The following is a 12,250-nucleotide window of genomic DNA, read 5'->3' as shown; positions in this document are numbered from 1 at the left end:
CTTCTACTCCCCCTCCTTTGGAATTTATAGAATGAAAGAAAGCAAATCATTAAGGATTGCTGTTTTGATCCCTTGCTATAATGAAGAATTGGCGATAGCCAAAGTGATTGATGATTTTAAAAGGAATTTGCCCGACGGTAAGATTTATGTCTATGACAACAATTCAACCGACAACACAATTGATGTGGCGCGGCAAGCGGGGGCTATCGTCCGCACTGAATCTTTGCAAGGTAAGGGTAATGTGGTCAGGCGTATGTTTGCCGATGTGGAGGCGGATGTTTATGTGATGGCCGATGGCGATGCAACATATCATGCAGATTCTGCGCCTTTAATGGTAGATAAGCTGCTGGCCGAGAATTTGGATATGGTGACAGGGGTCAGAAAATCTACTATTCAGGCAGCGTATAGGGGCGGGCATCGTTTTGGTAATGCGATGTTTTCTTTGCTAATTACAAAAATATTTGGCGACCGCATTTCCGATTTGCTATCAGGCTACCGGGTCTTTTCGCGTCGCTTTGTCAAATCGTTTCCTGCCTTATCGGGTGAGTTTGAAATTGAGACGGAATTGACTGTCCATGCCCTTGAGTTACGGATGCCGATTGCAGAAGTTGACACGCCTTATGGGCCTAGGCCGGAAGGTTCGGTCAGTAAGTTGTCCACTTATAAAGACGGGCTTAAGATACTTTTTATGGTGTTTAAGTTGGTAAAAAACGAGCGTCCTCTGCATTTGTTTGGTTTTTTGGGTTTAAGCTTATTATTAGGGGCATTACTGCTTGCCGCCCCGCTATTTGCAACGTATTTTGAGACTGGCTTGGTGCCGCGTTTGCCTACTGCGACGTTAGTGGTTGGTATGACGGTTATCGGCGTGTTTTCAATGTTTTCTGGCGTTATCATCGACAGCAATTTGACCGGCAGACGCGAAATGAAAAGGCTTTTTTATTTAAAGCATAAATCGGTCGCGGGCGGTAAAGTTAAATGATGATGGACGGCAGTAATGCGTAGTTTTTTGAGTTTTGCATCGGTTGGTACGTTAGGCTTTTTGGTTGATGCGGGCGTTTTGTTTGGGCTCTTGCCTTATTTTGGGCCGTATTTGGCGCGTTTTGGGTCTTTTTTAGTTGCTATTTTGGTGACATGGCGCTTAAACCGCCTATTTACGTTTAAAAGCCGCCAAGATGGTTGGGCGGAATTTAAACGCTATTTTGTTTCGCAATCGGTCGGTGCCGGGCTTAATTATGCCGTATATGCCTTAGCTATTTTTACGTTTGAATCGATGGCAAGATGGCCGTTAGCCGCTTTGGGGTTGGGTTCAGTTGCCGGATTGGCCGTTAATTTTGTTATGGCGAAGCGCTATGTATTTAAGGGCGGGTCAATGAGTGAGCGGGAAATAAATACTCAGCCGATGAGTTTTCTGGAGCCGTTAGTGCTTTTTGTCGGGCAGGAAAATGTTATTAGGTTGGTAAGCTGGCAGAAATCTATTTGTAAGCCGTGCGTAGCGGTGCTAATGGTAACTATCGCTTATTTTGTCGGTTATGTGTCGCACCGTTACGTCCCAGGAAATGACAGCCAATACCCTTTAGGTTGGTGGGGGTGGTTCGATCAAGGCAAGTACCTTTTGGCCGTCAATTCAATCGCCCAACTCGACTTTAGTCCTGAAAAGTATTTTTACCCTCCCTTGTATCCAATGCTGGGCAGTCTTTTTGTGCCTTGGTTGGATAAGCATCCTTTTTTGCTTATTAATTTTGTCTGCCTGTTGTGGTTTTGTGCGGTATTTATATGGCTTGCTAGCCGCTATATACCCAGATGGGGGGCGGTAGCTTTGTTACTGGTGTCAGTACTGGCCAATTACAGGATTTTTGAACACTTTTTAATCCCTTGGACATCAACCCTCTGTACCGCACTGCTTTCCGTCGGGATTTACGGGATGCTTAAGTTGCGCGATAACCCAAGCCGGCCAGGGGCTTTGGTTCCAGTACCCTCTGTTATGGCAAGTTTTGGCATTTCTCTGGCAATCGGTTTAATTGCGGCTTTACGTCCGGCTGACGCAGTGGTAGGCGGGGTGCTTTGGCTTGGTTATATCGGGCGGATAATACAGCTTTTGCGTGCTTCCGGCACGGCTTGGCTAGCCCCTTTTAGCCGCATATTTGCGGGTTCGGCGGTAGGCATACTGATAGGGCCTGCCCTATTTATCGGCTTTAACTACTTGGTCTTCGGGTCAATATTGGGTAGCTATATTCAAGTTAATGCGGCAAACGGTTTTTTTCCGGCGGATTTGGCGGAAAAGTTTGTGTCCTTGTTTCTTGATGGCTATAGCCTTTATCTGGAACCTAAGTCGGGCTTAATTGACCATTACCCTTGGCTTGCCCTGTCATTGATAGGGCTTGTTTTTGTCATTCTATGCGGCGATTGGGTGTTGCGCACTATTGCCTTGGCGATGTGCGTGCAATTTGTCTTGTATCTGCCGTATGGCGATTTATTGCCTAATGGCTTGTGGCGTTATTTTAATATCCATTACTTTAAATGGATGTTTCCGTATCTTGCCTTGTTTGCATGGTTACTGGTTGCTTTTTTGGTGCGGCAATGGAATGTCAGCAAGAAAAGTTTTGCCACTCAATTTGGCATCGTATCGGTTTCCTTAGTATTGCTGTTGTCGTTTCGGACTCAGGTCGATTTCAGGCCTGTCAATTTGTCGGTTAATTCTGCGCCAGATACCGAAGGGCAAGCGCTTTCTTGGGAGCTTGGCAACACTGTAACAGATTTAATCGATATTACGGGTTTGCAAGGCGGGTTTACGGATGTGTATTTTGGGGAGCATGAATTATGGGCAGACGGTCATGAATTACGCCGTGTCCGGGATTTTAGGGTGTTGCCTGCCCCTTGGGGGGTGAGGGTGCTGTTCAACCGTCCGCTGACAGCCCAGTCTGTCAAGTTCCGTCCTGATGTCAGGTTAAGCCGTGCCGCCTCAGGATTACGCGCTGATGTGGGAATATATGGCTTTGGTTTAGGCGTTCCCAAGCCATTTTGGAATGAGCAAGATGCTCTACCTATCCCTATCTATAAGTTAGGTCAAATAGTCGATTTTTCGGCGCAAGGTAATAGCCCTTTATATTCAAGAGAGGGTTGGTCAAATCCAGAGCCTTGGGGGCGGTGGACAGTGGGCCGCAAAGCCCGCTTGCGGCTCAGATTAGACTCGCCGCAAACTAAGCCGCTGTTATTGCGCTTAAATATGAACGCTTTTGTCAATGAAAAGCATTCTGAGCAGAGGGTTGATATTGCCTTGAATGGCAATGTGCTCAGGCATCTTGTCCTCCACGCAGGGCACGACGATAAGCCGCAAGAAGCGGTTGTGGAAATACCGGCCAGTGTACTTGGTGACAAAGGGCAGTTGGACTTTTTGTTCGCCACTCCCGATTCAATGTCGCCAAAAAAGTTAGGGATTAGCGGCGATTCTCGGACACTGGGTGTCGGCGTTGTATCGTTTCAACTTACGGAATAAGGGGCGGCGTTTTTCTGGCAACCTCTTCGTATGTTAAGTTGTCTCCGTGAACCGATGGTTAAGCAGAGACTATGGGACGAACGGAAGATATTAATTGGGATTATGGCTATTTTTGGCTAAATTGACTATGAAAATTGCGATTGACGGCTTTAATTTGGGGTTTCTCCAAGGTACGGGGATTGCGACTTATGCCCGCGAATTGGCAAAAATCCTCGCTACAAATAGGCATGACGTTTCCGTCTGTTATGGGCTGAATGGTGTTGACCATGATCCTAGCCAAGCTTGGGGGCGTTTTGTTGAGGCTTTGGCTACACAGGGGGAAGCGGGGCGCAAAGATGTTACTAAATGGCTGCGCTACAGCGGGCAATATTTCGGCAACTATTTGTTAGGGCGGCCTATAGAAGCGCGGCCTGTGCCGGTGTTGCCCGACGTGGATAGTAGACGGGTTAAGGACAGGTTGCCTGCGGGCGAGTTTTTTAATATCCCTTCGGTGTTTAGGGTATGCCAAGCCTATTCTTTGTTGGTAGACCGTTCTTTGGCGATCAGCTTCCCGAAGGATAAAAAAGTGGATATTTTCCATGCCACTTGCCCGTTGCCCATGTACATGAAGAATGCGGCAAATGTGGTGACATTCCATGATATTATCCCCTTAGTGCTGCCGCACAGCACCAATATTAATTTGCGGCATTATCAGCGTATCCTTAAGCTGTCTATGAAGACCGCCGATATGATTTTTACAGTGTCGGAACATAGCCGTAACGATCTTATCCGCTATTTTGGCATTCCCGAAGAAAAGGTCTTCGTCACTTATCAGACCGTTGCCATTCCGGCACATTATCAGACTTTAGATGACGGGGAAGTGGCCGCATTTTTAGCGCAGGAATTTGCGTTGACCAAAAATGCGTATTTTTTGTTTTTTGGTTGTGTCGAACCTAAGAAAAATGTCGCGCGTATTATTGAAGCGATGATGATGGCCCGGACAGATTATCCGTTGGTCATTGTCGGGCGGGATGGTTGGCTTTATGATGATGTCCAGGCATTGCTAGCTAAGCTGCATGAACAAGACTCAGGCAAAAACCGTTATCGGCGTATCCGCTATGTGCCTTTTGAGCATCTTATGTATTTGATAAAAGGGGCTTGTGGGGTGGTTTTTCCGTCTTTGTACGAAGGTTTTGGTTTGCCGGTTTTAGAGGCGATGCTGATGCAATGTCCGGTTATCACGTCGAATGTCAGTTGCTTACCGGAGGTCGGCGGTGATGCGGTATTGTCGGTCAATCCGTATGATGTCGGCGAAATTGCTGCTGCCATTGACCGTTTGTCGGGTGACGGTGTGTTGCGTCAGGAATTGATTGCGCGGGGGTTAAAGCAAGCCGATAAGTTTTCTTCTGCTAACCATCTGCAACGGCTTGAGCAGGGTTATCGGTTGGCACTGGGAAAAGCATGAAAGTTTTGCATGTCTATAGGACGTATTTTCCTGATACTCAAGGCGGTTTGGAAGAAGTTATCCGGCAAATTTGCCGTAATACCCTGGCCGAAGGTGTGGAAAGCAGGGTTTTTACTTTAAGCCCACAGGCCGGACATTCTGTTGTCTTAAGGGAAGAGGCCGACGTTTACCGTTATCATCGGACATTTGAGGTGGCGTCGTGCGGTGTGTCGGTTACGGCTTTGGCGGGCTTTAAGCGGTTGGTGGCCTGGGCGGATATTGTCCATTACCATTTTCCTTGGCCGTTTGCCGATATGCTGCATGTTTTGGCGGCGGTTAAGAAGCCTTCAGTGCTGACTTACCATTCCGATGTCATCAGACAAAAAAAGTTATTAATGCTGTATGGGCCTTTGATGCGGCATTTTTTAAAGCAAATCCATTGCATTGTGGCGACTTCTGACAATTATGTTGCCAGTAGCGGGCAATTGCAGGATTTTAAAAATAAAGTCGAAATCATCCCTATTGGCTTAGATGACAACAGTTACCTTCAGCCTACTGAGGCGGCCTTGGCGGCGGCCCGTGCCCGGTGCGGGAAAGGGTTTTTTCTTTTTATTGGCGTGCTTCGTTATTATAAAGGCCTGCATATTTTGCTTGAGGCTATACAAAATACCGATTTGCAGGTTGTTATTGTCGGCATGGGGCCGATAGAAGACGAGTTGCGTGGACAGGCTGAGCAATTGGGGTTAAATAACGTGCAGTTTCTTGGTTATGTGGGCGATGAAGAAAAAATAGCCCTCATCCAATTGGCAAAAGCCATTGTTTTTCCGTCCCATTTACGTTCGGAAGCGTTTGGGGTAACCTTAGTTGAGGGGGCGCTGTTCGGTAAGCCGCTCATTTCGGCAGAAATTGGTACGGGTACCAGTTATGTGAATGTGCATAATGAAACGGGTTTTGTTGTCCCTCCTGCCGACCCTGAGCAATTACGTCTGGCTATGCTCCGTTTGCATGAAGACGGGCTGTTGGCCCGGCAATTAGGTTCTGCTGCCCGTCAGCGCTATGAACGGTTGCTGACAGGGCAAAAAATGGGGCAAAGCTATGCCCGATTGTACAGGCGGATATTGGGGCTGTCACCCATAGATGCCGCCACTAATTAAGCAACACAGACTCATCTGGCTTTTTAGCCATGTCATTTACTTAACGTCGGGTTCTAGGTGGTCAGTAGTGCTTTGCCGAGGATATTATTCGCTTAGGATTTTTAAAAAATAATAAATTAACATGTTATCTTATTGCTTTGTTTGTTTAGCTTATGAATAGGGTTCTGGTAACGGGGGCGGCTGGCTTTATTGGTAGTGCTTTATGTAGTGGTTTAATGGCTAACCATTGGGAGGTCAATGCGGCCATCCGTCGTTTTTTATGTGCAGTGCCGCAAGCCACTCGACATATCGCCATTGCAGACATTAACGCCCACACCGATTGGCAAGCGGCGTTAACCGCTGTTGATGTGGTGGTGCATTTGGCGGCGCGGGTGCATGTGTTGGACGATAAGGCGGCTGACCCTTTGGCGGCGTTCCGGCAAATCAATGTCGGCGGGACGTTGAATTTAGCCCGCCAAGCCGCCCGTGCCGGTGTCAAACGATTTGTCTTTATCAGTTCCATTAAGGTGAACGGCGAAAATACCCTTCCAGGCCAAGCCTTTACTGCCGATGCGATGCCTGCACCTGCCGATGCTTATGGCCTTTCCAAGTGGGAAGCCGAAGACGGTTTGCGGCAGTTGGCCTTAGATACGGGTATGGAGGTGGTGGTTATCCGTCCGCCTTTGGTCTACGGCCCAGGGGTTAAGGCGAATTTTCGGGCTCTGTTAGGTTTTCTGCACAGGGGCATACCTTTACCGTTGGCGCGAATTGTGAATAAACGTAGCTTAATTGCCCTAGATAATCTGGTCGATGTTATTATACTTTGCATGACCCATCCGGCGGCGGCCAATCAGACTTTTTTGGTCAGCGATGGCGAGGATATCGCCACGCCGGAGCTGTTGCGGCGTTTGGCGGCAGCGTTGGGTAAACCGGCCCGCTTGTTGCCTGTTCCCGTGGTGGTGTTAAATACCCTGTTGTTTTGCTTAGGCAAGCGCGGGGTGGCTGCGCGTTTGTGCGGCAATTTGCAAGTGGATATATCTAAAACCTGTGCGCGGTTAGCATGGGTTCCTAAAGTCAGCCTTAATGAAGCGTTAGCTGAAACGGCACAGTCTTATTTAACGGCGCGTTGATGATTATTTTGTTTCTGCTGGTGCTGGCGTTCTTTGCGGCAGTGGGGTTAACGGGATGGTTGCGCCGTTATGCCCTTGCCAGCCATCTTATTGACATTCCGAATGCGCGTAGTTCCCATACCCTGCCTACACCGCGTGGTGGTGGCTTGGCCATTGTGGCGGTTTTTCTCGCCAGTCTGCCGATTTTTTATGCGGTAGGGGATTTGCCTTGGGCGGATGTTGCGGCATTTGTGGGTGCGGGGGGGCTAGTCGCCAGCGTGGGTTTTTTGGATGACCGTGGCCATGTCTCGGTGCGTTGGCGGTTGTTGGCGCATTTTCTGGCCGCCGCTTGGGTGTTGTGGTGTTTAGGCGGTATGCCCGCCGTGGTCGCCACCGATAGTATTTGGGGGCGGGGCTTGTTGACTGGGGCAGGGCTGTTGTATTTGGTTTGGCTATTAAACCTGTACAATTTTATGGATGGTATTGACGGTTTGGCAGGCTTGGAGGCGTTTAGCGTTTGTCTCGGCGGTGCGCTGTTATATGGAACTGGCGGACATTCCGGCTCCTTGTTGGTACTGGCTGCGGCGGCGGCGGGGTTTTTATATTGGAACCTGCCGCCCGCAAAGATATTTATGGGGGATGGCGGCAGCGGCTTTTTAGGGATACTATTAGGTATTTTTTCCCTTCAGGCAGCGTGGGTCTCACCGCAATTTTTTTGGAGTTGGTTGATTTTGCTGGGTGTTTTTATTGTTGACGCAACTTGGACGCTGTTGCGCCGTTGGTGTCAGGGAGATAAGGTTTATCAGGCGCACCGTAGCCACGCCTACCAGTATGCCGCCCGTGCTTATGGCCATCGGCTTGTCTCCTTGGTGGTGATGGCCATTAATGTCCTGTGGCTGTTGCCGATCGCCCTTTGGGTAAGCAGTGGTTTGTCGGCAGGTTTTGGTTTAGCTTTGGCTTATATTCCGCTATTGGGGTTGGCCGTGGTTTTTAAGGCGGGCGCTAAGGAAGGGGGCGGGTGAAAGCACGGATAGCGAATTGGTTTACGGGGCTGCCCAGAGCAAAAAAGGCGAGTATCCTTATCGGCATTGATGTGGTGTTCGCCATATTGGCTTTATGGCTGGCGTTTTCTTTGCGTTGGGGGTACTGGTATGAACCTATGGGTGACGAAAGGTATTTGTTTATTGCCGCACCCTTTATTGCCGTGCCTATTTTTATCCGCTTAGGCCTTTATCATGCTATTGTCAGGTATATAGAGGTCAGGGCATTAGGGACGATTGTCCAGGCGACGGCATTATACGCACTGATTTTTGCCTTTGTCATTTACCAATCCAGCATCCCTAACATTCCCCGCACGGTCGCGCCTTTGAATGGGGTGCTGATGTTGCTGTTGGTGGGGGGGAGCCGGTTTGTTGCCCGCTGGTGGTTGTCGGACATTTATGTGCGTTTGCCGGGTATCCACCATCCGGTGCGTTGTCAGAAAAAGAATGTCGTGATTTATGGTGCAGGCAGTGCCGGTGTGCAATTGGCGGCGGCTTTGATGCATGGGCGCGAATATAATCCGGTGGCGTTTATTGATGATAATGGTTTGCTGCACAGGCAAAAAATTAATGGTATAAGAATTTATCCGCCGGGATTGTTAGCTCAGCTTATTAGCCGTTTTCGGGTGTCGGACATTTTGTTGGCGATGCCTTCAGTGAGCCGGACACGCCGTAGCGAGATTATCCGCCTGTTGGAGCCGCACGCCGTCCATGTCCGAACTATGCCCGGTTTAGCGGATATTGCCCAAGGCAAAGTCACTTTCGACACCTTGCAGGAAGTCGACATTGCCGATTTGCTAGGGCGTTACTGTGTAGACCCTGATCCGGCCTTAATCCGGGCGACGATTAGCGGCAAAGTGGTGATGGTCACAGGGGCAGGCGGTTCGATTGCGTCGGAATTATGCCGACAAATTATTGCCCTTAAGCCCAAGGCGTTAATTCTCTTAGAAATATGTGAGTTCGCCTTGTATTCGATAGAAAAAGAGTTGCAGCATCTGCTGGTAGCAGGTGGTGAGGCGGTTGAGTTGGTTGCCGTGTTGGGGTCGGTGCGTGACCGCGCACGGGTTGAGCAAGTATGTAAGGCTTTTCAGGTGCAGACGCTTTACCATACCGCAGGCTATAAGCATGTGCCGATGGTGGAAAGGAATCCCGGCGAGGCGGTTTGGAATAATGTTTTCGGCACTTTATATACCGCACAAGCCGCCGTTGCCGCGCAAGTGGAAAAATTCGTCCTGATTTCCACCGATAAGGCAGTCAGGCCGACCAATACCATGGGGGCGACCAAGCGTTTTGCCGAATTGATTTTGCAGGCCCTAAGCCTTAGCCTTGTAGATACCGGGCAAACCTGTTTTACGATGGTGCGCTTTGGTAATGTCTTGGATTCGTCCGGTTCGGTGGTGCCGTTGTTTAGGGAGCAAATTGCGCGTGGCGGGCCGGTGACGGTGACCGATGAGCGGGTGATCCGCTATTTTATGACCATCCCCGAAGCCGCCCAGCTAGTGATCCAGGCGGCGGCCATGGGGCAGGGCGGTGATGTCTTTGTCTTGGACATGGGCGAGCCCGTGCGTATCATGGATTTGGCTAAGCGCATGATTCATTTAAGCGGCTTGCAAATAAAAGACGATGCGCATCCTGATGGCGAAATTGAGATCAGTTTGGTCGGCTTAAGGCCGGGCGAGAAATTATATGAGGAATTGCTGATCGGCGATCATGTGACTGAAACCAGCCATCCGAGGATTATGCGGGCGAAAGAACCGATTATTGCTTGGGCTGAATTGCAAGCCTTGCTTGCCGCCCTAGAAGTGGCGAATACGGCGGGTGACTATCGGCAGGTCAGGGCGGTTTTACAGGAAGCGGTCACCGGTTTTGTGCCACAATGTGCGATTAATGATGTGTTATGGCAAAAAAATGCCTCGCCAGCCTGTTCTGAGCAGCTATTTCGGGCAAAAAAAAACCTTCCGCCGCGTGAAGCGGGGGAAGGCTGAAAATCCAAGCAGAAGATTATGAGGAGTTGCTGCTTGAGAGGTATAACACCAGGAGGTTGTTAATCGGTTCTTACCCTCAGCCTTTTAGCTGGGTGCGCATCGCAATGTTGCTGAAAATGGCGGCAACGGCGAACAATACGGTTGAAAAAATGAATTGGCCGGAAATGAAACTCCAAATACCGCCAATAAACAATAAGCCTATGATGATGTCTCTCTTCACGATGTTCATTGCTAAAGTCCTATAAGATATTAAAAAACTTTATACAGTGTAAGGGTTAGTGGCTACCGGGTGGGGCTTTTCACTGCTTTGATGCTTACTATACAGGGATAAAGTTTAGATACAATATACCAAATAATGAATGGATTGCTTTTATTTGAGAAACAATAAAGAAAGTCAATATTTTCTTGATAGAATAACCGGGCATTTACTAAATTTATAAACACGTTTCGTGAAAATGGCTCCACCGCACGCTAGTCAGCTGGCGAGTCGGGGGTATTTTGATGATATTGAGGACATGAAGTGGACAAGTTAACCAGTATGAATGTTTTTGTTCGGGTCGCCAAAGCCGGAAGCTTTGCGGGTGGCGCGCGCGAATTGGGAATCTCTAGGGCGATGGCGACCAAGCACATTATGCAGCTTGAAGGCAGCTTAGGGACACGGCTGTTTAACCGGACTACCCGCAGTTTAAGTCTGACCGATGTCGGCGCGTCTTATCTTGAGCGTTGTCAGCAAGTGTTGCTGGACGTTGAGGAAATGGAGTCGGCGGTGACGCATCTGCAAACCGAGCCGCGCGGGGTGTTAAAAATCAGCGCCCCGCCGGTGATTGGGGCTAGCCATATCACCCGGGCCATTTCCGAGTTTTTGAAAATACATTCTGATTTGACGGTGGATTTGATATTACAAAGCAGTCCGGGGGATCTGATTGACGAGGGCATTGATGTCGCCATTTATCTGGGGGTACTGGATGACACCAGTATGGTGGCAAGAAAACTGGCCAGTTCCTCAATGGTTGTCTGTGCTTCCCCGGCCTATCTGGAACGTTACGGTGTCCCGAAAACGCCCGAAGACCTGCTAGACCATAGTTGTCTCGTGAATTGGGCCAGTTCGCCGCGCAATAAATGGCAATTTAAAGGCGAATCGGGGCATACCATTATCACGGTGTCGGGGCGGATGCAGGCGAATGTTGCCGATGCCATCCGCGTCGCCGCCATTGATGGTTTAGGACTGGTGATGCTGGCCTCTTATGTAGTTGGCCGGGATATTGAAAAAGGTAAATTGAAAGCTGTCTTGGAAAATTACACCTTGCCGCCTTTGGATATTCATGCGGTTTATCCGCACCGCAAGTATTTGTCTGCGAAAGTCCGGCGGTTTCTGGATTTTTTACAGGAATGGTTAGGGCCGCAAGTGACGATGCCCGGTTCGGAATAAGCCCCAAAAAGTCTGGCTTGGCTGGGCAAAAGGGGGGCTTATTCTGGGCTTTCGCAGTAGATTGCTTTGACCGTGACCGTTTGAATGCGATAATAGGCGGACTTGTCACCGACAACCCCGTGTTTTAGCCATTATTTAACGGCTGAAAGTCTTGCCATGTTATGAGTGGTCAGATTAACCTACTTACTGAACGGTCAATGATAAAAAATCTATCCCCACTCCAGGCCTGGGACTTATTGCAACAGCAGCCTTCTGCTGTACTGATTGATGTCAGGACAAAAATTGAACACACATTTATCGGACATCCCTTAGGTGCAGTTCATATTGCCTGGAAAGAGCTGCCTGGTTGGCTACTGAATCCTGAATTTGTCCCTCTGGTCATTGAAGCGGTGCCTGATCGGAATACCCCCGTCTTGTTATTGTGCCGTAGCGGACAGCGTTCGTTGGAGGCCGCGCACGCTTTGCAACAGATTGGCTATACCCAGCTTATTAATATTGAAGGTGGTTTTGAAGGGCCACTGGACAGCGATAAGCACCGTAATACGCTTGACGGTTGGCGGTTTCATGGCCTGCCGTGGCAACAGAGTTAAGCTAAAAACGCCCTGTTTTATAAGCCAGGGACGCTGCCATTGCGTCCC

The 12,250-nt window shown here is 49.2% G+C and carries 10 protein-coding genes; 9 read left to right on the top strand and 1 reads right to left on the bottom strand.

The features are described 5' to 3' along the window. Window positions 1-31: 31 nt before the first annotated feature. The 7 genes from CEK71_RS06970 to CEK71_RS06940 all read left to right on the top strand — a co-directional run bounded on the left by CEK71_RS06970 (window position 32) and on the right by CEK71_RS06940 (window position 10,183). The gene (locus tag CEK71_RS06970) at window positions 32-979 is read left to right on the top strand and encodes a glycosyltransferase family 2 protein (protein ID WP_088618711.1); all 948 of its coding nucleotides are present in this window, start codon (window positions 32-34) and stop codon (window positions 977-979) included. Window positions 980-994: 15 nt separating this feature from the next. After that, window positions 995-3,493, top strand: coding sequence for a GtrA family protein (locus tag CEK71_RS06965; protein ID WP_088618710.1), 2,499 nt, complete (start codon window positions 995-997; stop codon window positions 3,491-3,493). 127 nt (window positions 3,494-3,620) lie between these two features. Then, window positions 3,621-4,937: a glycosyltransferase family 4 protein gene (locus tag CEK71_RS06960; protein ID WP_088618709.1), complete on the top strand. Its 1,317-nt coding sequence runs from the start codon at window positions 3,621-3,623 to the stop codon at window positions 4,935-4,937. Further along, the gene (locus CEK71_RS06955) at window positions 4,934-6,070 is read left to right on the top strand and encodes a glycosyltransferase (RefSeq protein WP_088618708.1); all 1,137 of its coding nucleotides are present in this window, start codon (window positions 4,934-4,936) and stop codon (window positions 6,068-6,070) included. Before CEK71_RS06960 ends, CEK71_RS06955 begins: the two co-directional genes overlap by 4 nt. 152 nt (window positions 6,071-6,222) lie before the next feature. Then, a complete protein-coding gene (locus tag CEK71_RS06950; RefSeq protein WP_088618707.1) occupies window positions 6,223-7,179 on the top strand; it encodes a UDP-glucose 4-epimerase family protein in 957 nt (318 codons plus the stop codon). Beyond that, a complete protein-coding gene (locus CEK71_RS06945) occupies window positions 7,179-8,180 on the top strand; it encodes an MraY family glycosyltransferase (RefSeq protein ID WP_088618706.1) in 1,002 nt (333 codons plus the stop codon). Before CEK71_RS06950 ends, CEK71_RS06945 begins: the two co-directional genes overlap by 1 nt. After that, the gene (locus CEK71_RS06940; protein ID WP_088618705.1) at window positions 8,177-10,183 is read left to right on the top strand and encodes a polysaccharide biosynthesis protein; all 2,007 of its coding nucleotides are present in this window, start codon (window positions 8,177-8,179) and stop codon (window positions 10,181-10,183) included. The genes CEK71_RS06945 and CEK71_RS06940 overlap by 4 nt, the downstream gene beginning before the upstream one ends. A 76-nt stretch (window positions 10,184-10,259) precedes the next feature. Here CEK71_RS06940 and CEK71_RS23125 read toward each other — a convergent pair whose 3' ends face one another. Continuing rightward, window positions 10,260-10,412 (bottom strand): hypothetical protein, encoded by a 153-nt coding sequence (locus tag CEK71_RS23125; RefSeq protein ID WP_170065108.1) that lies wholly within the window; start codon window positions 10,410-10,412, stop codon window positions 10,260-10,262. 291 nt (window positions 10,413-10,703) lie between these two features. Between CEK71_RS23125 and CEK71_RS06935 the strand changes: the two genes are divergently transcribed. Next, the gene (locus CEK71_RS06935) at window positions 10,704-11,612 is read left to right on the top strand and encodes a LysR family transcriptional regulator (RefSeq protein ID WP_170065109.1); all 909 of its coding nucleotides are present in this window, start codon (window positions 10,704-10,706) and stop codon (window positions 11,610-11,612) included. Window positions 11,613-11,809: 197 nt separating this feature from the next. After that, window positions 11,810-12,202 carry a rhodanese-like domain-containing protein gene (locus CEK71_RS06930; protein WP_088618703.1) on the top strand — a complete coding sequence of 131 codons (393 nt, stop codon included), beginning with the start codon at window positions 11,810-11,812 and terminating at the stop codon, window positions 12,200-12,202. Window positions 12,203-12,250 lie beyond the last annotated feature (48 nt).

This window comes from Methylovulum psychrotolerans, assembly GCF_002209385.1.
GTDB classification, from domain to species: Bacteria; Pseudomonadota; Gammaproteobacteria; order Methylococcales; family Methylomonadaceae; genus Methylovulum; species Methylovulum psychrotolerans.
The sequence above is the reverse complement of the archived record's forward strand: the minus strand, read 5'-3'. Positions and strand labels throughout refer to the sequence as shown.

Coding starts and splice junctions, on each gene's coding strand:
- CEK71_RS06970 (WP_088618711.1), top strand. CDS start 32: ATGAAAGAAAGCAAATCATTAAGGATTGCTGTTTTGATCCCTTGCTAT.
- CEK71_RS06965 (WP_088618710.1), top strand. CDS start 995: ATGCGTAGTTTTTTGAGTTTTGCATCGGTTGGTACGTTAGGCTTTTTG.
- CEK71_RS06960 (WP_088618709.1), top strand. CDS start 3,621: ATGAAAATTGCGATTGACGGCTTTAATTTGGGGTTTCTCCAAGGTACG.
- CEK71_RS06955 (WP_088618708.1), top strand. CDS start 4,934: ATGAAAGTTTTGCATGTCTATAGGACGTATTTTCCTGATACTCAAGGC.
- CEK71_RS06950 (WP_088618707.1), top strand. CDS start 6,223: ATGAATAGGGTTCTGGTAACGGGGGCGGCTGGCTTTATTGGTAGTGCT.
- CEK71_RS06945 (WP_088618706.1), top strand. CDS start 7,179: ATGATTATTTTGTTTCTGCTGGTGCTGGCGTTCTTTGCGGCAGTGGGG.
- CEK71_RS23125 (WP_170065108.1), bottom strand. CDS start 10,412: ATGAACATCGTGAAGAGAGACATCATCATAGGCTTATTGTTTATTGGC.
- CEK71_RS06930 (WP_088618703.1), top strand. CDS start 11,810: ATGATAAAAAATCTATCCCCACTCCAGGCCTGGGACTTATTGCAACAG.